Annotated in this window: 19 protein-coding genes, 4 tRNA genes and 1 riboswitch; of the genes, 14 read left to right on the top strand and 9 right to left on the bottom strand. The window is 40.1% G+C overall.

Annotated elements, in window-relative coordinates; genetic code table 11:
• Positions 1 to 286 precede the first annotated feature (286 nt).
• On the top strand, positions 287 to 1,102 hold the full coding sequence (locus R2Q84_RS17465; protein WP_316817869.1) for a reverse transcriptase family protein: 816 nt from the start codon (positions 287 to 289) through the stop codon (positions 1,100 to 1,102).
• Positions 1,103 to 1,278: 176 nt separating this feature from the next.
• Here the strand turns inward: R2Q84_RS17465 and R2Q84_RS17470 are convergent.
• The 4 genes from R2Q84_RS17470 to R2Q84_RS17485 all read right to left on the bottom strand — a co-directional run bounded on the left by R2Q84_RS17470 (position 1,279) and on the right by R2Q84_RS17485 (position 1,740).
• A tRNA-Glu gene (locus R2Q84_RS17470) sits at positions 1,279 to 1,350 on the bottom strand.
• A 40-nt stretch (positions 1,351 to 1,390) separates the two neighbouring features.
• Positions 1,391 to 1,466, bottom strand: a tRNA-Met gene (locus R2Q84_RS17475).
• 86 nt (positions 1,467 to 1,552) lie between these two features.
• A tRNA-Glu gene (locus R2Q84_RS17480) sits at positions 1,553 to 1,624 on the bottom strand.
• Between the two features lie 40 nt (positions 1,625 to 1,664).
• Positions 1,665 to 1,740, bottom strand: a tRNA-Met gene (locus R2Q84_RS17485).
• A 111-nt stretch (positions 1,741 to 1,851) separates the two neighbouring features.
• On the opposite strand from R2Q84_RS17485, the gene era reads away from it, so the two are divergent.
• Both era and der read left to right on the top strand, forming a co-directional pair.
• Entirely contained in the window at positions 1,852 to 2,739 is an 888-nt protein-coding gene (era, locus tag R2Q84_RS17490; protein WP_316817870.1) for a GTPase Era, read from the top strand.
• Positions 2,740 to 2,844: 105 nt separating this feature from the next.
• Positions 2,845 to 4,146 (top strand): ribosome biogenesis GTPase Der, encoded by a 1,302-nt coding sequence (der, locus tag R2Q84_RS17495; protein WP_316817871.1) that lies wholly within the window; start codon positions 2,845 to 2,847, stop codon positions 4,144 to 4,146.
• Between the two features lie 7 nt (positions 4,147 to 4,153).
• Here the strand turns inward: der and R2Q84_RS17500 are convergent, their stop codons facing one another.
• A complete protein-coding gene (locus R2Q84_RS17500) occupies positions 4,154 to 5,728 on the bottom strand; it encodes a S41 family peptidase (RefSeq protein WP_316817872.1) in 1,575 nt (524 codons plus the stop codon).
• 264 nt (positions 5,729 to 5,992) lie between these two features.
• Here R2Q84_RS17500 and murQ point away from each other — a divergent pair, with 264 nt between their 5' ends.
• From murQ to R2Q84_RS17540, 8 genes are all read left to right on the top strand, one after another.
• Positions 5,993 to 6,796, top strand: coding sequence for an N-acetylmuramic acid 6-phosphate etherase (gene murQ, locus R2Q84_RS17505; RefSeq protein WP_316817873.1), 804 nt, complete (start codon positions 5,993 to 5,995; stop codon positions 6,794 to 6,796).
• A gap of 11 nt (positions 6,797 to 6,807) precedes the next feature.
• Positions 6,808 to 7,380, top strand: coding sequence for a hypothetical protein (locus R2Q84_RS17510; protein WP_316817874.1), 573 nt, complete (start codon positions 6,808 to 6,810; stop codon positions 7,378 to 7,380).
• A 48-nt stretch (positions 7,381 to 7,428) separates the two neighbouring features.
• On the top strand, positions 7,429 to 8,181 hold the full coding sequence (locus R2Q84_RS17515; RefSeq protein ID WP_316817875.1) for a Bax inhibitor-1/YccA family protein: 753 nt from the start codon (positions 7,429 to 7,431) through the stop codon (positions 8,179 to 8,181).
• A 162-nt stretch (positions 8,182 to 8,343) separates the two neighbouring features.
• The gene (locus tag R2Q84_RS17520) at positions 8,344 to 8,991 is read left to right on the top strand and encodes a hypothetical protein (RefSeq protein ID WP_316817876.1); all 648 of its coding nucleotides are present in this window, start codon (positions 8,344 to 8,346) and stop codon (positions 8,989 to 8,991) included.
• Positions 8,992 to 9,591: 600 nt separating this feature from the next.
• A riboswitch (SAM riboswitch) is annotated at positions 9,592 to 9,701 on the top strand.
• Between the two features lie 116 nt (positions 9,702 to 9,817).
• Positions 9,818 to 13,477, top strand: coding sequence for a methionine synthase (gene metH / locus R2Q84_RS17525; protein ID WP_316817877.1), 3,660 nt, complete (start codon positions 9,818 to 9,820; stop codon positions 13,475 to 13,477).
• A gap of 131 nt (positions 13,478 to 13,608) precedes the next feature.
• Entirely contained in the window at positions 13,609 to 13,977 is a 369-nt protein-coding gene (locus tag R2Q84_RS17530) for a four helix bundle protein (RefSeq protein ID WP_316817878.1), read from the top strand.
• A gap of 44 nt (positions 13,978 to 14,021) precedes the next feature.
• The gene (metF, locus tag R2Q84_RS17535) at positions 14,022 to 14,978 is read left to right on the top strand and encodes a methylenetetrahydrofolate reductase [NAD(P)H] (protein WP_316817879.1); all 957 of its coding nucleotides are present in this window, start codon (positions 14,022 to 14,024) and stop codon (positions 14,976 to 14,978) included.
• Positions 14,979 to 15,225: 247 nt separating this feature from the next.
• On the top strand, positions 15,226 to 15,630 hold the full coding sequence (locus R2Q84_RS17540; protein WP_316817880.1) for an META domain-containing protein: 405 nt from the start codon (positions 15,226 to 15,228) through the stop codon (positions 15,628 to 15,630).
• Here the strand turns inward: R2Q84_RS17540 and thrC are convergent.
• From thrC to thrA, 3 genes are read right to left on the bottom strand one after another with little or no spacing between them, the layout of a single operon-like run.
• On the bottom strand, positions 15,617 to 16,921 hold the full coding sequence (gene thrC / locus R2Q84_RS17545) for a threonine synthase (RefSeq protein WP_316817881.1): 1,305 nt from the start codon (positions 16,919 to 16,921) through the stop codon (positions 15,617 to 15,619). The genes R2Q84_RS17540 and thrC overlap by 14 nt on opposite strands.
• 5 nt (positions 16,922 to 16,926) lie before the next feature.
• On the bottom strand, positions 16,927 to 17,862 hold the full coding sequence (locus R2Q84_RS17550; RefSeq protein WP_316817882.1) for a homoserine kinase: 936 nt from the start codon (positions 17,860 to 17,862) through the stop codon (positions 16,927 to 16,929).
• Between the two features lie 7 nt (positions 17,863 to 17,869).
• The gene (thrA, locus tag R2Q84_RS17555; protein ID WP_316817883.1) at positions 17,870 to 20,317 is read right to left on the bottom strand and encodes a bifunctional aspartate kinase/homoserine dehydrogenase I; all 2,448 of its coding nucleotides are present in this window, start codon (positions 20,315 to 20,317) and stop codon (positions 17,870 to 17,872) included.
• Between the two features lie 353 nt (positions 20,318 to 20,670).
• Between thrA and rsgA the strand changes: the two genes are divergently transcribed.
• From rsgA to R2Q84_RS17570, 3 genes are read left to right on the top strand one after another with little or no spacing between them, the layout of a single operon-like run.
• Positions 20,671 to 21,591 (top strand): ribosome small subunit-dependent GTPase A, encoded by a 921-nt coding sequence (gene rsgA / locus R2Q84_RS17560; protein WP_316817884.1) that lies wholly within the window; start codon positions 20,671 to 20,673, stop codon positions 21,589 to 21,591.
• Complete coding sequence (gene dtd / locus R2Q84_RS17565; RefSeq protein ID WP_316817885.1) at positions 21,592 to 22,044, top strand: D-aminoacyl-tRNA deacylase; 453 nt, start codon at positions 21,592 to 21,594, stop codon at positions 22,042 to 22,044.
• A gap of 1 nt (position 22,045) precedes the next feature.
• A complete protein-coding gene (locus R2Q84_RS17570) occupies positions 22,046 to 22,372 on the top strand; it encodes a nucleotide pyrophosphohydrolase (RefSeq protein WP_316817886.1) in 327 nt (108 codons plus the stop codon).
• A gap of 12 nt (positions 22,373 to 22,384) precedes the next feature.
• Here R2Q84_RS17570 and R2Q84_RS17575 read toward each other — a convergent pair whose 3' ends face one another.
• A complete protein-coding gene (locus R2Q84_RS17575; protein WP_316817887.1) occupies positions 22,385 to 24,757 on the bottom strand; it encodes an ABC transporter permease in 2,373 nt (790 codons plus the stop codon).
• Positions 24,758 to 24,820 lie beyond the last annotated feature (63 nt).

Consider the following 24,820-nt stretch of genomic DNA (forward strand, 5'->3'; position numbering starts at 1 on the left):
ATTTGCCATGGTGATTAAAATGTTCTTGCGGCCAGAAATTTCTCTGGAATTTTTAAGCATCATGAACATGAGAAAAAGAAAAATGGTGCAGAAGCAAATGAAAAAGCTTTTGTTAAAGAACCGCAAAAATTTATCAAGAACGGAACAATGGTTAATTGAGTTATTGATTTTCAAGTTAAGAAAACACCCAACGCAAATCATGAAATGGTTTACGCAAAAAATGTTTAAGCTAGTAAATCTGATTCTGTCCAAGTTCTAGACCCGGTTTCATTTTGAACAATTTACAATGTACACTATCTTAGACTTATTAATTGATAAAAACCTACTTGAGCGTCTAAATAAAAAATCCTTTGATATTTATTGGAATAAAACAAGAAAAAAGAAGAAGTATGGAAAGCCACAACAAAATAAGGACGGCACTTTCAAGTACCGCAATACTCAAGAACCGATTCCACAACTAAAGTATTTACAGCGAAAAATAAACCTCGTACTTCAAAAAATTCCTTTACCTCATGAAATGTATGGAAGTATTATGGGGAAAGACAATATCATGAACGCAACGGTTCATGTCCATAGTTCTAATTTTCTAACAATAGATCTCAAAAATTACTTTTCAAATATCACAAATACCCAAGTACACCAGACATTATTATCTTTAGGTTTTTCAACTAACGAAGCACGTATCATTACCAAGCTAACTACTTTTGAAGGTAGATTGCCTCAGGGTGCACCCACCTCACCAACATTAGCTAACCTTGTTTTTTCTTCAACAGTTAAAGAGCTAGCTGAACTATGCTCCGACAAGGGCATCATTTTCACAAATTATGTGGATGATCTTATGTTTTCAGCAAGTAAAAGATTTAAAAATCATGTCCCGGAAATAATAGCAGTTATTAAACGAAATGGCTTTTTTGTTAACAATAAGAAGATATCATATAGAAATAGATACAGTGAAGTGACAGGCTTGTTTATTCGAAATGGGCAACTACATTTAAAAAAAGAGATGTTGGAAAATATCGAAAACCGGGGAACGAAAGAATATGTAAAACGAGTTGAGGAACAAAATAAGATTTTACGAAGAATTTCGACATTAAAAAAATAGCTAGAAAGCAAGATTACTCTAATTGAAATTTTCTAGATTAGATACTCAACTGCCATCATATTGTGCGAAGGAAACTTTACTCATGAAGTCCGATCAAAATTTGTACATTTTAACATCTTTGCTTCGATTTTAGCATAAAACAAAAATCCCGCTCTACTCATCGTAAAGCGGGATTGTAGCCCGTAGGGGAATCGAACCCCTGTTTCCAGAATGAAAATCTGGCGTCCTCACCCCTAGACGAACGGGCCATTTCGTAAGGCGACTCACATTTCTGCTTATGCCTTACTTTGGTAGCGGGGACCAGACTCGAACTGATGACCTTCGGGTTATGAGCCCGACGAGCTACCAACTGCTCCACCCCGCACTATATTATCCTGGGTTTTACCCCTTTTTTCGGGCGATCCTGCCGTCAAAAAAAAACCGCTCAACTTTATTTGTAAAGCGGTGATGTAGCCCGTAGGGGAATCGAACCCCTGTTTCCAGAATGAAAATCTGGCGTCCTCACCCCTAGACGAACGGGCCATTTCGTAAAGCGACTCACATTTCTGCTTATGCCTTACTTTGGTAGCGGGGACCAGACTCGAACTGATGACCTTCGGGTTATGAGCCCGACGAGCTACCAACTGCTCCACCCCGCACTATATACAATTTCGTGAGTGTTTGTTAAATCCTTAACTCTTCTTCCGAATTGGAATGCAAAGATATAATTCGTTTCTTTGTGGTGCAAATTTATTTTAAAAAATATTTTCATGTCGCATAAAGCAGGTTTTGTAAGTATCATCGGTAAGCCCAATGTGGGCAAATCTACCCTAATGAATGCCCTGGTGGGCGAAAAGCTTTCTATCATTACTCCTAAAGCGCAGACTACCCGTCACCGCATTTTAGGAATTGTGAACGAAGAAAACTATCAAATTGTTTTTTCTGATACCCCCGGCATCATAAAACCGCTGTATGGTTTGCAAGATTCTATGATGAGTTCAGTAAAAGGAGCATTAACTGATGCTGATTTAATCCTCTTCGTAACCGACATCAATGAGCAACATGATGAAAATGATGTGCTCGAAAAAATCATCAATACGCAAATCCCATTGGTGGTACTTTTAAATAAAATTGACAACTCTACACAGGAACAGGTAGATGAAAAATCTGTTTACTGGCAGGAGAAGTTAAATCCTAAACATATATATGCGATCTCGGCCTTACATAAATATAACCTGGAAGGCATCTTACCGATGATACTGGACTATATCCCTGAGCATCCGGCCTTTTATGACAAAGAAGAATTAACCGACCGTAGCCAGCGCTTTTTCGTTTCAGAAATTATAAGAGAGAAAATATTCTTCAACTATAAAAAAGAAATACCATACAGTACTGAAGTTGTTGTTACCGCTTTTAAAGAAGAACAAAGTAAAAACGGTCCAATGGTACGCATTACTGCCGAGATTGTAGTTGAACGTGATTCGCAAAAGAACATCCTGATCGGAACGGGCGGTGCGATGCTTAAGAAAGTAGGTATGGAAGCCCGCAAAGACATTGAGAAATTCCTGGATCAGAAAGTTTTCCTGGAAACATTTGTAAAAGTAATCCCGGATTGGCGTAGCAAAAAGAACTACTTAAAAAACTTCGGTTACGATTAATTACCTGCACTAAACACCAATTTTACATTCCCACAAAAACTAAACTCCCCCATATCAATGGGATTGTGTATCTTTGTGGCCTTTAAATTATTCGTATAAACACCCATGGCAAATATTATTGCAATTGTCGGAAGACCTAACGTAGGCAAATCTACCCTTTTTAACCGCTTAACCGAGAGTCGAAAAGCTATTGTTGATGATTTCAGCGGGGTAACGCGCGACCGTCACTATGGCTCGGCCGAGTGGACAGACAAACAGTTTACCGTTATTGATACCGGTGGCTATGTAGCCAACTCAGAGGATGTATTCGAAACAGCTATTCGCGAACAGGTAGTTATTGCCATAGAAGAAGCCTCGGTGCTCCTTTTTATGGTTGACGTAACTACCGGCATCACTGATCTCGATGACGAGATTGCCCAACTACTAAGACGTAGCAAAAAACCGGTATTCATTGTGGTAAACAAGGTAGACAATACCCAGCTACAAAATGACGCCGCCGTATTCTATAGTTTTGGTCTTGGAGAAATCCATCCAATATCTTCAATGACAGGATCAGGAACCGGAGATTTATTAGACGAAGTGATCAAACACTTCGAAGATATCCCGGAAGAAGAGAATACATTACCAAAGTTAACTATCGTAGGGAGGCCTAACGTAGGAAAATCATCCCTGATCAATGCTTTAATGGGCAGAGAAAGGAACATTGTAACACCTATAGCCGGTACCACAAGAGATTCGATACACATCCATTACAATCAGTTCGGTCACGAGTTCATGTTTATTGATACTGCTGGTCTTCGTAAGAAAACCAAAGTAAAGGAAAACATCGAGTTCTATTCGGTAATGCGTACCATCAAAGCGCTTGAAGAAGCTGATGTAGTGATCCTGATGATCGATGCAATGGAAGGTTTGGAATCACAAGATGTGAATATCTTCCATCTTGCCGAGAAAAACAAAAAAGGCATTGTGATCCTGGTAAACAAATGGGATTTAGTAGAAAAGAACAGCAAAACTGTAAACGTTTTTGAAGACCAGATTCGTCACAAACTACAGCCATTTACTGATATTCCAATCATCTTTACCTCAGCTTTAAACAAGCAGCGTATCTTCCAGGCAGTAGAAAGTGCACTTGAAGTATATAAAAACAGAGGCAAGAAAATTCCTACATCGAAATTAAACGATGTGATGTTGCCAATTATTGAAAAGTATCCACCTCCTGCATTAAAAGGAAAATACATCAAGATCAAATACATTACACAGATTAACGGTACATCACCAATGTTCGCATTCTTCTGTAACCTTCCTCAATACATTAAGGAACCTTACAAGCGTTTCATTGAAAATAAGTTACGTGAAAACTTCAACTTTAGCGGAGTACCTATTCAAATCTACTTCAGACAGAAGTAACGGCAATTTATTGCAGGCTTGAAATGGCCTGCTTCACCATAGGATCACTTAGGTTTAATGCCCTGTAATACCCGGCATCACCTAAGTGATACTTGTATAAAAGCAGTTTAACATCATTCAAAATCAATGATTTTGCAGCAATAAGTTGTTTCTGATCAATAACCACACCCCTTTCCTGAATATACCTCAGCAAGTCTCTATAGTCATTCTCAGTGATTGCAAATGTAGATAAGCTCTGATCTAAATTCGCAGCATTGTATCGGTTACCCAATATATCATACACAAAATCAAACAAAATCTTTTTAGTGACAAGCTGGTTATAAAACCTATTGTAACCAGCAGTATCCAGCTTCACATAAATATCAGGCTGTATCCCACCCCTCACCAATGTTCTGTTTTTCAAACTATCTTTTGCTAAATTATCAGCCGTTAGTTCCCCATCGTTAAAGCGATCGTCAATCTCATTTTTATAAGCGGTATATCCGTTCTTATACGACTTCTGTATACTTTTACCAGAAGGGGTATAATATCTTGCAATGGTCAGATTCAAGGCCGAACCATCTCCAAAAGGAAACTGTTCCTGAACAAGTCCTTTACCGAACGACCGACGGCCGATAATTACTCCCCTGCCCCAATCCTGTACCGCACCTGCAAGAATTTCACTGGCTGAAGCCGAATTTTCATTTATCAGTACCGCAAGTTTGCCTTGTTCAAACTCACCTCCGCCCGAAGTTGTATAATCCGTACGTGGTTCGTGTTTTCCTTCTGTATATACAATCAGTTTATTTTCTTCCAAAATCTGATTTGCCAGACCCGTTGCCGCACTTAAATAACCTCCACCATTATCCCTCAAATCCAGGATCAGCTTCTTCATACCTTTGGCTTTCAGCGTTCTGATGGCTTCTATAAAATCTTTATCTGTATTGGCGCCAAACTTACTGATCCGAATGTAGGCCGTTTCCGGATTTAACAAGTAAGCGGCATCAATACTGCTTACATTTACACGGCTACGGTTAACAAAAAATATCACTTGCTGTCTATCCTTTGGATGAAGAATCGTTAGTTTCACAGCTGTTCCCTTCCTGCCTCTTATCCGGCCAACCATCTGTTCCCGGGGCAAAGCCCTGCCACTTACAGTAACCGTATCAATCTTCAATATTTTATCTCCCAACCTGATTCCAGCCATAAATGCAGGGCCGTCTTTTACAACATTGGTCACCAGCAACGTATCGTTTAATATATAATATTCAATGCCAATACCTTCAAAGTTCCCCTCCAGTGTTTCGGCCATTTCATTGGCTTTCGCAGGTGGTAAATACATACTATGCGGATCGAGCTTATGCAGTAAGCTGTCAATAGGCAAATGGTTTAGGGAGTCCGCATTAATGTCATCAACATAGTTTTTATTAATAATGTGGATAATTTCATCTACCTTTTCGGTATGGTTACTGGCCAGATGAACAGGTCTTTGTAACTGAAACCCCTGATCCTTTAAAAACTTGTACCCAAAAAACATCCCACCTATTAATGTAACCGAATAAGTGAGGGCTATTAAAACATTATAACGGGTATTCTTCTTCATGACTAAATGCACTGTAAAGTTATAAAATAACCTAGTCAATTAATAAATTAAACGTGCTTCATTTGCATTTGTTTAAATATTTCAAATATTTCCTATAAATGCTGCTGAAATCGTAACAAAATAGGTTGATTTTATGCTTAAATTTCTTGTTTAATAAGAAAATGCCGAGTTTTATAAAACTATTTCCGAACCAGATCGAAGATGTAAAAACGATCCGGGGATAAACAAAGGCTTTAAAAAAGCAAAAACCAAGGAAAAAAGATTATGATAAGAATAACCGAGCAGGAATCAAAGCATCACAACATCGACCAGATGTCTGTACTCGAGATTCTGAAAAGCATAAACCAGGAGGACAAGCTTGTTCCCCTGGCAGTAGAGAAAGCAATTCCACAAATTGAAAAATTGGCCACTGCAATAGCAGAGCGAATGAAAAATGGCGGAAGGTTATTTTATATCGGCGCAGGCACAAGTGGCCGTTTAGGGGTTGTTGATGCCTCGGAATGCCCCCCTACTTTTGGTGTCCCATTTGACTGGGTAGTTGGCATTATTGCCGGCGGCGATACAGCCATCAGAAAAGCTGTTGAAAATGCGGAAGACGATGCCGCGCAAGCATGGGTAGATCTTCAGGAGTTTAACATCAATTCAAATGACTGTCTTGTAGGCCTTGCCGCATCTGGCACAACACCTTACGTTGTAGGCGGCTTAAATACAGCTCGTCAGCACGGAGTACTTACCGGCTGCATAGTTTGCAATGAAGGTGGTCCTATTGTCGCTGAAAGTGATTACCCTGTAGAAGTAGTCGTTGGCCCTGAATTCCTGACCGGATCGACACGCATGAAATCAGGAACCGCACAAAAACTGGTTTTAAATATGCTGAGTACCACGGTAATGATTAGACTGGGTAGAGTAAAAGGCAATAAAATGGTGGATATGCAGTTAACCAATCATAAACTGGTTGACAGAGGCACACAAATGGTAATGGAAGAGTTAAATATCGGCCACGATGAGGCTGCAGAACTGCTGCTACGCTACGGAAGTGTTCGTAAAGCTGTTGAAGCTGGTAAATAAAAAATATCCTCATGCACGAAATAGAACCTTACTATCTCTGGCGCGATGATTATATCGCGGCCGAAGATGAGCGTTCCCCTTTTTACAATACGGAGTATTCGGAGTTTTATTTCGATAAACAACTGTATAACTTCCTTATTCATCCACAGTGGGACGACTTCGGATCCGGCACACTTTACCTTAAAGTATTGTATGCGGATTATGAAAGAAACTATGCGATCATTGAATTCATTGGTGAATGGAACGATGCCATCGGAAATGATATCATGCTGTTAAAACGCGAAATTATAGAACTGATGATGGACGAAGGCATTAACAAATTTATCCTCATTGGCGAAAACGTATTGAATTTCCATTCTTCTGAAGAAGACAGTTATTATGAAGAGTGGTTTCAGGAGGTTGAAGACGGCTGGATTACAGGTATTAACTTCCAGGAACATGTCATCAACGAGTTCAAAAACAACAATATTGATTACTATATCAACTTTGGTGGACAGCTTGACGATTTGGCATGGCGGACTTTAAAACCACTTCAATTCTTTAAAAAAGTTGAAGAAACCCTGACAAAAAGGCTTGGGGCATAGCTTTTGTATGATAGAAACAATTAGTAACTTTAAATAAATTTAAAACAAATGGATAACAAAAATAATTACGACTGGTCACAGCAAACCGTTTTTGTAGAAAAGACAACGGCTGGTGTGGGTAAGAAATTCTTCGCTAATGTGTTCTTATGGATGTTTGTGGCACTAAGCTTATCTAGCTTTGCGGCTTACTATATGTCGAGCACACCTGAAATGATGACTTACCTGATCAATCAAGAAACTGGTAAAATGGGTATGTTAGGTTGGGTAGCGATGCTTGCTCCGCTTGGCTTGGTTTTATTGATGAGTGCAGGCCTTAACCGTCTCTCTTTTGGGGCATTGGTAGGTGTTTTCATTCTTTATTCTGTATTAACCGGGGTTAGCTTAAGTTTTATCCTGCTAGCTTATACCTCTGGCTCAGTATTGAGCTGCTTTATTGGTGCTGCCGGTATATTTGGTATTATGGCTGTAATGGGCTATACCACCAATGTGGACTTAAGTAAATTTGGCCCAATCTTAATGATCGGTGTAGTAGGTTTGGTAATTGCCAGTGTGGTAAATATGTTCATCCAAAGTGAAAACTTTAGCTTATTCATGGCCTTTATCGGTATCGCTATCTTTACTGCCTTAACTGCTTACGATGTTCAAAAACTGAAAAGAATAGGTGCTGGTTTAGAAGAAAGTGGCGCACAGATGCAAGATGCTGATACTAAGAAACTGGCTATCATGGGTGCTTTGTCACTTTATCTTGACTTCTTAAACATCTTCATTTACCTGCTAAGAATATTTGGAGACAGAAGATAATTTTTTCTGATCAAAACAAAAAAATCCCTCTGAACTAAAAATCAGAGGGATTTTTTTTGGCCTCTATCTAAATATTTACATGATAAGATATATTCCCGGCATAAAAAACGATTACATTAGTACCAGCAGCTTTAGGTACTGCCACAAAACACATCTACACATATGAATTACAAGAAACTACTTATCCTCAGCTTAATGCTATGCATTGGACTGGCCGGCAAAACACAGGAAATTATCCGTACTAATTTTATAATTGAAGATTATAAAAAAGGTATACAGGAAATTGAACTCACTTTTAACACCTTCATTATTGGTCTGGACGACAAGGGCGGAATATGTTTTTTAGAACCCCTCAAGCGCAACAACGGTAACTCCTGGGCCGACTTTGAGGATAACCCTGTGCAGGGGCCAAAAAACCTTGGCAATTTGAATGTTACTTACTATGATAATTTCGACAGCTCCAAATCAGGAAAAATAAAATCAATAGATGGAATTCCATTCGATTATTACAGCGATTTCGATATTCATGACAAAAAAGGCAGGTTAAAATCAATTGGAAAGATAGTCATCAAATACAATAACAATTTTGATATTCATGATGTTAACGGAACATTAAAGTCTATTGGAAATATTAATATCAACTACAACAACAGTTTTGACATCCATGATCCTAAAGGGACAGTGAAGTCCGTTGGTCCCATCAAGATAACCTGGTACAACACGTTCGACAATGAAGCATTACGTGGAAAAATAAAATCCATTAAAGGTAACACCAGGATGCTACACGTTACCAAAGCTTACAGCCGATAAAACAAAATTTTTTTTCGTAAAACAGCACAAGACACTTTCTCCAAAGTTAATTCTAATGACTTTCTGCGTTCGGTGTTACTAGGGTGTTAGTAGGGCCTTAGTAGGGCGTTAGTAGGGCCTTGCTTTACCCCCTAGCCCTACTAAGGTCCTACTAACGCCCTGTTAAGTATAAGTTAATACCTAAGTAAATATAAACTCAGAACAGGAACTGACATCCTTTTGCTCAGATCAATGGAAAAGCAATATTAAATCAAAAGAACACCTCATCCCCGACAAAAGAATAAAGCTATTCCAGGACTATGCAAAGCCGGCCTTACATAAAGGTTTGGTGCACATTCCCTGCACCTTTCTTCGGAAAAAGGCACCCTTTTTCCGAAGAAAACCTTGACCAATCTACAATCAACCCTATTTCAGTGCAACAAGAGTATCGTCCTGAAATAGCTTTACCCCAGGTTAAGTTTATTCGAGAAAGCACAAACAATTACCTCAAAACACAAAATATAATTCTTTTTCACACAGCAATATGTATGTTCAATACAATTTTATATGCTTTAACCTCTGTTTTTTTGGAAATGATTTTTCTTTGTTGCACCTTTGTAATGCTTATAGAGAAAGACGGAGGGATTAGACCCTGCGAAGTCTTGGCAACCTGTGCTTACAAGGTGCTAAATTCTACTGGGACTGAACCATTGGTTCCGGAAAGATAAGTTGAATTCGTCCAACACCAGAATTCCGAATAAGCTTTGTACGTAATGAGTTCGGCACTTGTTTAGGCTTTCGCCTCTATCAAAAATAGCTTATTACCTGCTCATATGATTTTTTTTAAATGAACATTAGAGAAGAATTAGAAAAACGAATCCTAATTATTGATGGTGCAATGGGCACTATGATTCAGCGATACGTTTTAACTGAAGAAGATTTTAGAGGCGAGCGCTTCAAAAATCACCCATGTGATGTAAAAGGGAACAACGATTTATTAAACTTAACGCGTCCCGACATCATTAAAGAGATACATACCGAATACCTGAAGGCCGGTACTGATATCATTGAAACCAATACTTTTAGTACACAACGTATTTCTCTGGCCGATTACCAGATGGAAGAGCTGGACTATGAGATGAGCTTTGAAGGTGCTAAAATTGCCAAAGAAGCCGTTAACGAATTTATGGCGGTCAATCCAGACCGTAAATGTTTTGTAGCCGGAGCTGTAGGGCCAACCAACAGAACATTATCCATCTCTCCGGATGTAAATGATCCTGGTTTTAGGGCCATTACCTTTGATGAACTGGTTGATGCTTACGATCAACAGGTTCGAGGACTGGTTGATGGCGGTTCTGACCTGCTATTGATCGAAACCATTTTTGACACCTTGAATGCCAAGGCTGCCATATTTTCAATTAAAAAGTATGAAGCAGAAATTGGCCGCAAAATAGAGATCATGATCTCGGGCACAATTACCGATGCCTCAGGAAGAACGCTTAGCGGACAAACGGCCGAGGCTTTCCTGAACTCTGTAATCCATGCCGACCCAATAAGCATAGGTTTTAACTGTGCCTTGGGTGCTAAAGACATGAGACCGCACATCGAAGAGCTTTCTGCAAAGGCACCGTGCTACGTATCGGCCTACCCAAATGCAGGTTTACCAAACGAGTTTGGTGCTTATGATGAAATGCCACACGAGACTGCTCACCTGGTTGAAGACTTTATTCAGCATGGTTTTGTAAATATTGTAGGTGGTTGCTGTGGTACCACACCAGAACATATCGGCTGTATTGCCGCGAAAGCAAAAAATGTAGCACCACGTAAAATTCCAACATTGGAGCCTTACATGCGCTTAAGTGGTCTGGAACCTGTTACCATTACACCGGAAAGCATTTTCGTAAATATTGGTGAGCGTACAAATATCACCGGGTCGCCAAAATTCTCTAAATTAATTTTAGGAGGAGATTTTGAAGCCGCATTGACCGTTGCCCGTCAGCAGGTTGAAGGTGGCGCACAGGTGATTGATGTAAACATGGATGAAGGAATGATCGACTCTGAAGCTTCGATGACGAAGTTCCTGAACCTGATTGCTTCTGAGCCTGATATTTCTAAACTGCCTATCATGGTCGATTCATCAAAATGGTCGGTTATTGAAGCAGGATTAAAATGTTTACAGGGTAAAGGGATTGTGAACTCCATTTCCTTAAAAGAAGGAGAAGACAAGTTTAAAGAGAGTGCACGTAAGATTATGACTTACGGTGCTGCCGTAGTGGTAATGGCTTTCGATGAACTTGGGCAAGCCGATAATTTTGAAAGAAGAAAAGAGATCTGCAAAAGATCATACGATATTTTAGTAGATGAAATTGGCTTCCCGCCACAGGATATCATCTTTGACCCGAACATTCTGACGGTTGCTACTGGTCTGGAAGAACACAATAACTATGCGGTAGATTTTATAAATGCTACCCGATGGATTAAAGAAAACCTTCCTTACGCAAAAGTAAGTGGTGGTGTATCCAATATATCCTTCTCTTTTAGAGGGAATAATACAGTTAGAGAGGCCATGCACTCGGCCTTTTTGTACCACGCTATTCAAGCCGGACTGGACATGGGGATCGTGAATGCTGGTATGCTTGAGGTTTACCAGGAGATCCCACCTGAACTACTGGTGCTGGTGGAAGACGTATTGCTAAACCGCAGAGAGGATGCTACAGAAAGACTGGTTGAATTTGCAGATACCATTAAGTCTAAAGGAAAAGAGATTGTAAGAGACGAGGAATGGCGTAAAGGTACCGTTGAGGAACGTTTATCGCATGCCCTTGTTAAAGGAATTATCGAGTACCTGGATAATGATGTAGAAGAGGCACGCCAGAAATATGCAAGGCCAATTCAGGTAATTGAAGGGCCTTTAATGGACGGAATGAACATTGTAGGTGACCTTTTTGGTGCCGGAAAAATGTTCCTTCCGCAGGTAGTAAAATCTGCCCGTGTAATGAAAAAAGCCGTGGCTTACTTACTGCCTTTTATTGAGCAGGAAAAACTAAACAACCCGGACCAGGATCAGAATTCATCAGCAGGAAGGATATTAATGGCTACTGTAAAAGGTGATGTGCATGATATTGGAAAAAATATTGTTGGTGTCGTACTGGCTTGTAACAACTTCGAAATTGTCGATATGGGCGTAATGGTTCCCGCACAGGAAATCATAAAAAAAGCCAAAGAAATTAATGCTGATATTATTGGTTTAAGCGGACTAATCACGCCTTCCTTAGATGAAATGGTCCATTTCGCTAAAGAGATGGAACGTGAAGGTTTTACCATTCCGCTGATGATCGGTGGAGCTACGACCTCCCGTATTCACGCTGCAGTAAAAGTGGCACCGAACTATTCGGGCCCGGCTATACACGTACTGGATGCGTCGAGAAGTGTAACAGTAGCCAGTACGTTGATGAACAAGGAAACCAGGGATGAGTATATTGCCGGGATCAGAGCTGAATACGACAAGGCACGTGAAGCACATTTAAACAAACGGTCTGACAAGCGTTTTAAAACCATTGAAGAAGCACGTAAGGATAACTTTAAAATAGATCCGGCATTAGTGGCCCCTGCCCCAACCTTTACAGGCACACGGGTATTTGAAAACTATCCGCTGGAAGACCTTGTTCCTTATATTGACTGGACTCCATTTTTCCAGACCTGGGAACTCCGCGGTGCTTACCCAAGGATCCTGGAAGACAAAGTGGTTGGCGATGAAGCAAAAAAACTATTCGCTGATGCACAAACTTTGTTAAAAAGGATTGTTGACGAGAAATTGTTAACGGCGAAAGCGGTAATTGGTTTCTGGCCGGCAAATGCTGTTGGTGATGATATTGTGTTAAATGTAGATGGTAAAGAAGAAGTGATCCATACGTTGCGCCAGCAAGCTGAAAAAACTGCTGACCAGCCTTACTATGCACTTTCGGACTTTGTTGCACAGAAAGACACTGGTATTCCTGATTATTTTGGCGGTTTCGCTTTAACAACGGGGATTGGTTGTGACGAATTGGTAGCAGAATTTGAAGCTGTTTATGATGATTACAACAGCATTATGGCTAAAGCCCTGGCCGATAGGCTTGCCGAAGCTTTTGCTGAGAAGATGCACGAACTGGTACGTAAAGATTATTGGGGTTATGCGAAAGATGAAGCACTGGATAATGAAGCTTTGATTAAAGAAGAATATTCGGGCATCCGTCCTGCCCCCGGTTATCCCGCTTGTCCGGAACATACCGAAAAAGGTACTTTATTCCAATTATTAGATGCTGAGGCAAAGATCGGCTTGCGTTTAACTGAAAGTTACGCCATGTATCCAACCGCAGCGGTAAGCGGATTTTATTTTGCACACCCTCAATCAAGGTATTTTGGATTAGGTAAAATCACCAAAGATCAGGTTGAGGATTATGCAATAAGAAAAAATATGCCGCTTGAAGAAGTAGAAAGATGGCTTAGTCCTAATCTTGCGTATTAATGATATTGTGTGTTGTAAGTTATGGGTTGTAAGTTATGTGTTGTAGGTTGTGGAGAATTGATACCCAAAGTCCTAACTTACAACCAATAACTGGCAACTCATAACTTACAACCTATAATAAACAACTCGCAATGGAAAAAAAAGTATATACTGATTTGGATGTGTGGAAGGAAGCAAGGACTTTGGTTAATGATATTTACGTTGCAACTAAACGTTTTCCAAAGGAAGAAATTTTTGGGCTCATGAACCAGATGAGACGGTGTGCGGTTTCAATACCATCAAACATCGCCGAAGGTTGTGGGCGTAATCATCCAAAAGACAGTATTCAGTTTTTTTTCATTTCAAGAGGCTCATTGTATGAATTGGAAACTCAATTATACATTTCTTTTGACCAAAAATATATTGACGAATTATCTTTAAAACCAATACTAAATAAATTAGAAATAACTAGAAAATTGTTAAATGGGTTTATAAAATATTATCGGGGTTTGGTCAGATAGACATACAAACCTATAACACTAAACCTTCAACACATAACTCAACTATGAAAATTATAGACCATATAAATAACGCCGAGGGTAAAACCTTGTTCTCATTTGAATTACTTCCACCAATAAAGGGGCAAAGCATTAAAGGAATATTTGATGCCATAGATCCGCTAATGGAGTTTAATCCGCCTTTTATTGATGTAACTTACCTGCGTGAAGACTACATTTATAAGCAACATGCCAATGGCTTACTTGAAAAAGTGGCCTACCGCAAGCGTCCAAGTACAGTAGCCACCTGTGCCGCCATTATGAATAAATACAAGGTAGATGCAGTACCCCATTTAATCTGCGGTGGTTTTACGAAGGACGAGACGGAGAACGCTTTGATTGATCTTCAGTTTCTTGGTATTGACAATGTACTTGTTTTAAGAGGTGATGCGCGCAAAAGCGACAATGGATTTATTCCTACACCTAATGGCCATGCTTACGCCTCTGAGCTTTTACAGCACGTAGTAAACATGAATAATGGCAAATATCTGCATGATGATATGGAAAGTGCGGAAAAAACAGATTTTTGTATAGGAGTTGCAGGATACCCCGAAAAACATTTTGAGTCGCCCAACCTGGATACTGATTTTAAATACCTGAAACATAAAGTTGATACCGGTGCGGATTTTATCGTTACACAGATGTTCTTCGATAATAAAAAGTATGCTGAATTTGTAGAAAAATGTAGAACTAATGGGATCAATGTACCCATCATTCCAGGTTTAAAGCCGATTACCAACAGTAAACAATTGATTAGTTTACCAAAAATTTTCCACCTCGACATTCCGCTGGAACTAACCGAAGCTGTACAGTCATGCAAGTCAGAAAAAGAGGTAAAAGAGGTTGGAATTGAATGGATGATCAACCAGTGTAAGGAGCTTAAAGCAATGGGAGCACCGGTATTACATTTTTACACAATGGGTAACCCCGAGCCTACAAAAAGGATAGCCAGAGCCATTTTTTAAATACAGACTAATACAGTTATCATTAGCATAATGCTTTTGTTATGCATCACCTCTTCCTGAATTTATTTTGCTTCGCAGCAAAATAAATTCAGGAAGACGACTGTATTAAACACTCAATTTTAGCGAGCCTTTTCCAGTCATTACGCCACAACATTGATACTTTGTTCCTTCAGTTTTGGAATACTCTTTGTACCTTCACATAAAAGTTTAGTGAATTATGATGAAAAGGTTGATGCTATTTACAGTTATGATAAGCTCTTTAACAGCTTGTACAACGATGAAACCCGGAACTATAGGAAATGGTGGCTTATCACAATTGGGGGGTACCTGGGAGTTGAATTACATATCTGGACCAAGAATTGCATTCAATGGATTATACCCAGGCAAAAAACCAATCATTAAATTTGATATCACTGAGAAAAGATTTAGCGGAAATACGAGTTGTAATTCCTTTTCGGGACAATTGGTTGCCGATGATACCACCCTCAATTTCACTAAACCCTTCATGATGACAAAAATGGCCTGCCCTGGTGAAGGAGAGACCACTTTTGTAGAGATGCTGAAAAAAGCAAGTACTTATTCTATAACGAACGACACTACCCTTAACTTTATGATGGGCGATATTGCCATTATGCGTTTTAGTAAGAAGTAGTTAAATATTCTTTAAATGATTCAAAACTGGTATCCATCGTTGTAGCCTGCTTTGGTTTCGCAGCAAGATCCTTTACCTGTTCCGGAATTTCAATTTTAGCCTTCATTTCTTCAGGGAAAATATCAGGGAATTTACAAGCATGAGCTGTAGAAAGAAATACTCCTGTAACTTCCGGGTGTTCCCGTTGATAAGCTTTTAAGGCTGCCCATGCAATTGCTGTATGCGGACATGCCACATAATCATAAGTATTGTAAATGTCTTTTATAGCTTGCAATGTCTGTTCGTCGGTATAACTATCACTTTGTACAACCTGTTTTAAAGCAGACTGGTCATTTTTAAACAAGTCCATTATCCTTACCCAGTTACTTGGCGCACCTACATCCATCGCATTGGCGTAAGTTTGAACAGATGGTCGCGTTTCATACACACCGGTATTTAAAAAGCGTGGCACGGTATCATTAACATTGGTTGCAGCAATAAATTGTTTCACCGGTAAGCCCATTTTATAAGCTAACAAACCTGCTCCGATATTACCAAAGTTTCCGCTAGGCACGGAAAATACAAGCGCTTCTTTCCCTTGTCGTTTTAACTGTGCATAAGCATTAAAATAATAGAATGTTTGGGGAATTAACCTGGATATATTGATAGAGTTAGCAGAGGTAAGACGAAGTTTAGCGTTCAACTCTTCGTCTGCAAACGCTTGCTTCACCAGCGCCTGGCAATCGTCAAAAGTACCATCAACTTCAATCGCATGAATATTTTGTCCGTTTGTGCATAACTGCAGTTCCTGTATTTCACTTACTTTACCTTTTGGGTATAATATAGTCACACGGGTATTGGGCACACCTAAAAAGCCTAATGCTACAGCTCCTCCGGTATCTCCGGAAGTAGCTACCAATACATCTAAAGTCTTTTCATTTTCCTTTAGGAAATAGGCCATAATACGGCTCATAAACCGGGCACCAAAATCTTTAAATGCCAATGAAGGACCGTGAAAAAGTTCCAGCACGTACGTTTCTTCGTCGAGCTCTACCACAGGTGCTTCAAAATTAATGGCATCGTCAATAATTCCCTGCAAATCTTCCAACGGGATCGTATCCTTCATCAACACAGAGGCTACTTTAAAAGCAATCTGAGATAAAGTGAATTTATCAATGTTATCAATAAACTCCTGATCCAATTGCGGGATATTCACAGGCATATAGAGTCCTTTGTCTAACGGCATGCTATTAAACACTGCAGTAGGGAAATCGACGCTAAGGTTATGGTTGTTGGTACTGTATAGTTTCATTTTGTTTAATCTAAAATAATTGGGCCTTTTTTGTTGACTTCAGAAACAAAGGCAAGGCTATTGATGTCAATATGCTGCAAATGTTGCTGCAATTTCTGAGTAATCTGTCTGGCTGTTTCAGGATCTTTGGTTAATGCAAATACCGACGGGCCGGAACCTGAAATACCAAAGCCTACTGCCCCCGCTTCCATTGCCAGTTCTCTTAATCTGTCAAAATCAGGGATCAGAATAGAACGGGTAGGCTCTACCAATACATCTGTCATACTGCGACCAATCAGCTCGTAATCATTCATAAACAAACCGCTTACCAGTCCTGCAACATTACCCCACTGGGTTACCGCATCCTTTAAAAACACTTTTGAGCGGATCATCTGACGGGCATCTTTAGTAGGCACTTCTACTTCCGGGTACACTATAGCCGCATGTAGGTCCTGTGGAAAAGGCAGACTAATGATATCCAGCGGGCTATAACTTCTGATCAATACAAATCCACCCAATAAGGCAGGAGCTACATTATCAGCGTGACCATAACCACAGGCCAGCTCCTCTCCTTTCATTGCAAAAGGAACAAGCTCTTTATTGGTCAGCTGGTTATCAAACAGGGAATTAATTGCAAACAGACCAGCAACAGTACTTGCAGAACTAGATCCAAGACCACTGCCAATAGGCATTTTTTTATGAAGCTCTATTTCAATACCAGCATCCGGGCGACCGATATGTTGCAGGTAATGTTTTGCTATAGCACTCACTGTATTCTTATCAGGGTTTAAAGGCAAACGACCTTCATCACCTGTAATTTTTAAAAGAGAAACCCCTGGCTTATCTGTAAGGCGCATAATCACCTCATCACCCGGCTGGTTTACAGCAAATCCAAGTACATCAAACCCACATACTACGTTGGCTACAGTAGCCGGGGCAAAAACTTTTATTGACTTATTCATATATCGATTATCTTTTACCCACGTTTATAATGTCTGCGAATACCCCTGCGGCAGTTACCTCAGCTCCAGCTCCAGGCCCCTTTACTACAAGCGGGCGGTCTTTATATCTATCCGTAGTGAAAGAGATAATATTGTCGCTTCCCGAAAGCATATAGAAAGGATGACTGTCATCCACCATCTGTGGCGTGATAGAAACCTTACCATCTTCCAGCTTACCAATGTACCTCAACACTTTATTTCCTTTAGCAGCTTCCATTTTTAAGTTTTCAAAGTGTGCTGCATTCTTTTCCATTTCTTTATAAAAGTCAGCTACACTATTTGCCGCTAAACATGCATCAGGAAGCATACTTTCTATGGATACATCTTTTTCTTCCAAAGCATATCCTGCGTCGCGGGCAAGGATCAACATTTTACGCATAAAGTCCTTACCATTCAGATCATCTCTCGGATCAGGTTCAGTATATCCAAGGTCCTGTGCTTCTTTTACCACTTCATGAAACAACCTGTCGCCCTTAAAATTGTTAAAGATGTAAGAGATGGTGCCTGATAAGATCGCTTCGATACGTCCAATTCTATCACCGCTAAGCATCAAATCTTTCAAAGTACGGATAATTGGTAAACCTGCGCCTACATTCGTTTCGTAATAAAATTCTACCCCATGTTTCCTGGCAGCCTCTTTAAAGGCCACATACTGCTCATATTCTGCAGAGTTTCCTATTTTATTACAAGTTACCACCGAAATACTGGATTGCAGTACATCAAGATAATACTGGATTGGATTATGACTGGCGGTGTTGTCCACAAACACACAATTGGCAAGGTTCATGGCTTTCATTTTTTTGATGAACTCGCCTAAATCCGCCTTTTCACCTTGTGCTTCGAGTTCGGGCTCCCAGGCATTAAGGTCTATTCCTTCTGGATTCAGGTACATTTTACGGGTGTTGCTAATGCCCATCACTTTTACCTGAAGGTCGTTATTTTTAGCCAGGAATGGCATCTGATGCTGCAATTGCTGGAATAGAGTTTTACCTATGTTTCCTGTACCCAGACAAAAGACATTCAAAGTTTTCTTTAAATCTGAATAAAAGGCATCGTGTACAGCGTTTACCGCTTTCGAAAGGTCTGCCCTTGATAGGATCACAGAGATGTTATATTCTGACGACCCTTGTGCAATTGCCCTGATGTTTACGCCGTTTCTACCTAATGCGCTAAACAACCGTCCGGAAATACCAGGTGTACGTTTCATGTTCTCACCAACAATGGCCAAAACAGAAAGTCCATTTTCTACTTCCGGATATTCCAGCTTACGTGCCTGTAGTTCCAGTTCAAATTCTTTGCTGATCAAAGCCAATGCTTTTAAAGCATCAGTAGGCTTCACCGCAAAAGTAATGCTATGCTCTGAAGAAGATTGGGTAATGAGTACCACATTTACCTGCTCTCTGGATAACAGCGAGAATAACCTTCCGCTAAATCCAGCTTTACCTACCATCCCACTTCCGGAAAGGTTTAGTATACTGATTTCATCTATTGAAGAAATCCCTTTTATAGGTAATGTTGAGGCCTGAGCACCATGTTTGATATAAGTACCGGGGAAATCAACGTTGAAAGTATTCTTTATAACAATTGGTATTTTCTTTAAAAATGCCGGGGTCATGGTTGGCGGATAAATTACCTTTGCGCCAAAATAAGAAAGCTCCATAGCTTCAATATAACTTAACTCGGGCAGTGAGAAGGCCTTTTTTACAATCCTCGGATCTGCGGTCAGCATACCGTCAACATCTGTCCAGATCTGAATTTCCTGTGCATTTAATGCCGCGCCCCAGATGGCAGCAGTATAATCGCTACCACCTCTTCCCAGTGTAGTAATCCGTCCCTGATCATTACTGGAAATGAAACCGGTCACAAAAAGTAATTTATCGCTATTCGATTCGTAGAATTCGCGGATCAATATTTCGCTCAGCTGGGTATTCACTTTGGCCTGACCAAAGTTACTGTCCGTCTTGATCAGTTCAGATCCATCCACATAAAATGCGTTAGGGAATTGCTGACGGGCAATATGACTAACCATTGCGTTTGAACAACGTTCGCCATAACTTAAAATCAGGTCTTTGGTTTGCAGACTTAACTCCCTTAGGTTGTAAACAGATTGCAGGATATCCTCTAACTCATTGAAATAAATTTTTAATTTGGTAAGTACCGGATTTTGTGCCCCTGCAGGCAGTAAGGTTCGAATAACTTCGAAATGCTTGGTTTCAATTCCCTTAAGCTGATCGGCATAATCTTCTCCATTCCGTGCATTTTCTGCCATTTCCAACAGGGTGTTGGTTACGCCCCCCATTGCCGAAAGAACAACAATTGGGTTTTCCTCCCCCTTTTCCTTCTTTAAGATATTTATCAGCGCACTTATGCTTTGTGCTGAACCGACAGACGTACCTCCAAATTTTAAAATATTCATAGTTTTTCAATAATTCGTTTATATCTTCTTTGCATTGAAGCTTGTCCGAGCAGAACTCAAACGGTTTTGGTAAAAAAAAAGCGCCTTCCTGTGTTAGAGGAAGGCGCTTTTTTTGTGGTTGTTATATTTTATTTTTCAGCCCACTAGCTTACCTTCCTCCGTGCTATGCCGGTGGTTGTGGTAGTGGTAGTAATGGTTGAATTGTTATACATCGTATTTTTTACACTGTTTGTAACTGGCGGTAAAGTAAAGTTATATTTTTCTAATTAGCAAATGTTTATAGAAATAAATTATTAGCAGATCGATTTAGTAGGAATTATAAATTCCTACATTTTCTTACCTTTACGCATTATATGCAAGGATTAATTATAAAATCAACAGGAAGCTGGTATCAGGTACATGCAGAAAACGGGCTTGATTACGACTGCCGGATAAAAGGCAAGTTTAGGATACAAGGTATCCAAACTACCAACCCTGTTGCAGTTGGCGATCGTGTGGAGTTTGAGCTGGAGCCAAATTCGGAAAATGGAATTATCAATAAGTTGCATGACCGCAGGAATTACATTATCCGCAAATCCATTAATCTTTCCAAACAGGCACAGATCATTGCAGCGAACCTGGATCAGGCTTTTCTTGTGGTTACGCTGGCCTCACCACGTACTTCATTGGGCTTTATTGACCGCTTTCTGGCCACTGCCGAGGCTTATGATATCCCAGCTGTACTGATTTTTAACAAACTGGATCTTTTTAATGAAGATGGACTGGAAGTTTTGGAGATGTATAAAAATATCTATGAAAATATTGGTTACCCCTGCTATTCCGTTTCAGCTTTGGAGGGCACAAACATCCCTCTAATTGAAAGCCTGTTAAAAGATAAAACTACATTGTTCTCTGGTCACTCTGGTGTCGGAAAATCTAGTCTGATCAATGCTTTATTACCTGGTCGCAGCATCAAAACCGGGGAAATATCTGAATCTAGTGATAAAGGACAGCATACGACTACTTTTGCAGAGATGCATACACTTCCTTTTGGTGGATACCTGATTGATACACCGGGAATACGGGAATTGGGTATTTACGACATCAAACCTGAGGAACTGGGACATTACTTCAGAGAAATGCGGGCAATGATGAACCAGTGTCGTTTCAACAATTGCAGGCACGTAAATGAACCTGGATGTGCCGTAATTAAAGCGGTAGAGAGTGGTGACATAGAAATCAGCAGGTACGAAAGCTATCTGAGTATTTACAATGGAAATGAGACCCGGGCTTAAATGAGAGCTGTTATACAAAGAGTGACGTCGGCCAGTTGCATGGTTAACGAGCAGATTACCGGCAGTATTGATCTTGGTTTCCTGGTATTACTTGGCATTGAAGACGCAGATACCAAGGAAGACCTGGAATGGCTGGCAGGAAAAATCGTAAACATGAGGGTATTTGGTGATGCGGAAGGCTTGATGAATAAGGCTTTGGCCGACGTTGATGGAAATATCCTGCTGATTAGCCAGTTTACTTTATTTGCCACTACTAAAAAGGGCAACAGACCTGGTTTTACCAGGGCTGCCAGACCAGACAAAGCGATTCCGCTTTATGAGTCGATGATTAAGCAGCTTTCTTCCTTATTAAACAAAACTATACAAACCGGAGTATTTGGGGCCGATATGAAAATCAGCCTGGTAAATGATGGCCCGGTTACGATCGTTATCGACACAAAAAACAAAGAGTAATATGACCATAGCAGAAGCACAGGAAACAGTAGACCAGTGGATCAAAACAACAGGCATCCGTTATTTCAACGAGCTAACCAATACCGCTATCCTGATGGAGGAAGTTGGTGAAGTAGCCCGGATCATGTCTCGTAAATATGGTGAGCAATCTTTTAAAAAGAGTGATGAAGCAGTTGACCTGGGCGACGAAATGGCTGATGTATTATTTGTATTGATTTGCCTGGCCAACCAAACTGGCATCGATTTAACTGCTGCAATGGAAAAAAACCTGGAAAAGAAAAGTATCAGGGACGCAGACAGGCATAAAAACAACGAAAAGTTAAAATAACATTTAGTCAGTCTATCCATCTGCTTTTAAGCACTGAACCGGATTAACATTTGCCGCTCTCAAAGCTTGTGTAAGTACCGTTACAACTGATATTAACAAAGCCAGGAACCCCGCAGCAACAAAATACCAAAGCCTTAGTTCAATTCTGTAAGCAAAGGAATTGAGCCAGTTCTGGGTCAGCACATAGCTAATCGGAATTGCAATCAATATGGCGGCGACAACAGGCTTTGTAAAATCTTTGGACAGTGTATAAACCACATGCAAACCACTGGCGCCTAAAACTTTCCTGATCCCAATTTCTTTTAATCTCCTTTCGGCTGTAAATGTTGCCAGACCAAATAATCCCAGGCAGGAAATCACAACAGCTATTGCCGCAAAATAGCGAGATAACAAAGCTACCCTGCTTTCGGCTACATATTGTGCCTGAAAGTCCTGATCCAGGAATTTAATATCCATATTGTAGCCCGGGTTATAAGTCGCATTCATCCTCTGAAGGCCATCAATAACTTCTTTTAACTTGCCGGCACTAACATTCACCATAATCCTATTGGTATATTGGGGACGATATTTAAAGAACATTGGTTTTATCGTTTGGTGTAATGATTCAAAATGAAAATCCTTAATCACGCCAATAATCTGAAAGTCTGTTCCCCAGATATTAAACACTTTGCCTACGGGATTTTTTAAACGCATTACTTTTATACCTGCTTCATTGACAATGATCTTTGAGGTATCCGATCTAAATTTATCAGAGAAACTTCTCCCCTCCGCCATTTTTATACCCAATGTTTCAAACAGGCCGCTATTGACATCTGCCCGCTGAAATTTAATCACCTCTTTAGGGTCTCTCCCTTCCCAATTGAAATCCCCAAAAGTATAGTTCAGGTCGCCAAGCAATTCCCTGTCTATACTGGATGCATTGATTACCCCTGGCATTTTTTTAATTGCATCTATAGCAAAGTTGATGTTATTTTTAAACTTCCCTGCGGCCTCAAAATAAAGTACATTATCCCTTTGATAGCCCTGATTTTTGTGCTGAACGTATTCTATTTGTTTGTAGATAACCAGTACAGCCACAATTAAGATTACTGAAAGTGTAAACTGAAAAACCACCAGCCCCTGCCGGGTCCATAATGCGCCTTGTGTTAAATTGAGCCTGCCTTTTAAGGCTAATGCAGGTTTGAGACCTGAAAGATAAAATGCAGGGTAACTTCCAGCTATTAATCCTGTGAAAACAGTTATGCCAAGCAAAGCTAAAATCAGTGGGACGCTATAGTGCAGGCTGAGCTGCTTGTCTACAATCGTATTAAACTGTGGTAACAACAGCTCTACTGCAAGCAATGAAACAAATACAGCCATTACGGTTAAAAGCATTGATTCGGCCATGTATTGTAGAATTAATGAGCTCCGCTGTGCACCCATTACCTTTTTAACACCAACTTCTTTTAGCCTTCTGGATGCTTTTGCTGTTGAGAGATTCATAAAATTAATACAGGCAATGAGTAAAATGAATACCGCAATAAGAGAAAACAGTTTCACATAATCAATCCTGCCACCTGCAACCTTTCCATTTTCAAATTTGCTATACAGGTAACTATCTCCGTAAGGCCTGATGAACAAACTAATGTTAGTTTGCCCTTTTGTTTTTAGAAAACCTTTAATCTTTGCATTGAATTGCAAAGGATCCGCCCCTTCTTTTAAAATAAAAAAGGTATTTGGGCCAGAATTTCCCCATTTCAGGTAATTGGGAGCTGCAGCAAAAAATACATCAAGAGAAACCAGGAAATCAAAATGATCAGACGAATTTCCGCGGATATCTTTAAAAACACCAGAAATCAGCGCATGGTTATCACTCTTCATGTCGGCATTACGCCACAAAAATTCTTTTCCGATCACATCTGTACTGCGAAATAGCTTCAGGGCCAATTCCTCAGAAATCACAACCGTATTTTTATCTTTAAGTACCTGATCTGCCTTTCCGACAAGGAGTGGATAAGAAAATATTTTGAAGAAGTCTGCCCCTGCAAACTTGCCTGCGGCTTTTATAGCAGTTTTGTTATTGGTTGAAACACTACTTTTCCCGAGCCAGTAAGTTGGCGAGGCCGTAACCGCAGATTCAACTTCGGGCATTTCCTTTACCATGGTCTCTGCTAAAATACCTGGCGTTGCGTCCACGGTATTTACACCCTCGGTAATGTTTTCGTTTGCCATAACCTGGTATAACCGATCGTTATGAAAACGGTCCATTTTCATTTCATCGTTTACCCATAAATAAATGAGCAAAGCACAGGAAATACCGGTAGACAATCCGATAAGGTTGATAAAAAACGAGTTCTTATACCGCCTAAAATTCCTATATATCAATAACAGATGGTGACGAAACATAATTCATATTTATTATACACCTCTTGATTCAATCCATGTGCCATTGGCTACCCAATGCCTTAC

The sequence above is a fragment of the Pedobacter nyackensis genome (assembly GCF_032678475.1).
GTDB classification, from domain to species: domain Bacteria; phylum Bacteroidota; class Bacteroidia; order Sphingobacteriales; family Sphingobacteriaceae; genus Pedobacter; species Pedobacter nyackensis_A.

Bases quoted from the DNA above. Each gene is read 5' to 3' on its own strand.
- era (WP_316817870.1), top strand. From the start codon at position 1,852: ATGTCGCATAAAGCAGGTTTTGTAAGTATCATCGGTAAGCCCAATGTG.
- R2Q84_RS17500 (WP_316817872.1), bottom strand. From the start codon at position 5,728: ATGAAGAAGAATACCCGTTATAATGTTTTAATAGCCCTCACTTATTCG.
- metH (WP_316817877.1), top strand. From the start codon at position 9,818: ATGAACATTAGAGAAGAATTAGAAAAACGAATCCTAATTATTGATGGT.
- R2Q84_RS17575 (WP_316817887.1), bottom strand. From the start codon at position 24,757: ATGTTTCGTCACCATCTGTTATTGATATATAGGAATTTTAGGCGGTAT.
- R2Q84_RS17510 (WP_316817874.1), top strand. From the start codon at position 6,808: ATGCACGAAATAGAACCTTACTATCTCTGGCGCGATGATTATATCGCG.
- murQ (WP_316817873.1), top strand. From the start codon at position 5,993: ATGATAAGAATAACCGAGCAGGAATCAAAGCATCACAACATCGACCAG.
- R2Q84_RS17570 (WP_316817886.1), top strand. From the start codon at position 22,046: ATGACCATAGCAGAAGCACAGGAAACAGTAGACCAGTGGATCAAAACA.
- metF (WP_316817879.1), top strand. From the start codon at position 14,022: ATGAAAATTATAGACCATATAAATAACGCCGAGGGTAAAACCTTGTTC.
- der (WP_316817871.1), top strand. From the start codon at position 2,845: ATGGCAAATATTATTGCAATTGTCGGAAGACCTAACGTAGGCAAATCT.
- thrC (WP_316817881.1), bottom strand. From the start codon at position 16,921: ATGAAACTATACAGTACCAACAACCATAACCTTAGCGTCGATTTCCCT.
- R2Q84_RS17530 (WP_316817878.1), top strand. From the start codon at position 13,609: ATGGAAAAAAAAGTATATACTGATTTGGATGTGTGGAAGGAAGCAAGG.
- R2Q84_RS17520 (WP_316817876.1), top strand. From the start codon at position 8,344: ATGAATTACAAGAAACTACTTATCCTCAGCTTAATGCTATGCATTGGA.
- thrA (WP_316817883.1), bottom strand. From the start codon at position 20,317: ATGAATATTTTAAAATTTGGAGGTACGTCTGTCGGTTCAGCACAAAGC.
- R2Q84_RS17465 (WP_316817869.1), top strand. From the start codon at position 287: ATGTACACTATCTTAGACTTATTAATTGATAAAAACCTACTTGAGCGT.
- dtd (WP_316817885.1), top strand. From the start codon at position 21,592: ATGAGAGCTGTTATACAAAGAGTGACGTCGGCCAGTTGCATGGTTAAC.
- R2Q84_RS17540 (WP_316817880.1), top strand. From the start codon at position 15,226: ATGATAAGCTCTTTAACAGCTTGTACAACGATGAAACCCGGAACTATA.
- R2Q84_RS17550 (WP_316817882.1), bottom strand. From the start codon at position 17,862: ATGAATAAGTCAATAAAAGTTTTTGCCCCGGCTACTGTAGCCAACGTA.
- rsgA (WP_316817884.1), top strand. From the start codon at position 20,671: ATGCAAGGATTAATTATAAAATCAACAGGAAGCTGGTATCAGGTACAT.
- R2Q84_RS17515 (WP_316817875.1), top strand. From the start codon at position 7,429: ATGGATAACAAAAATAATTACGACTGGTCACAGCAAACCGTTTTTGTA.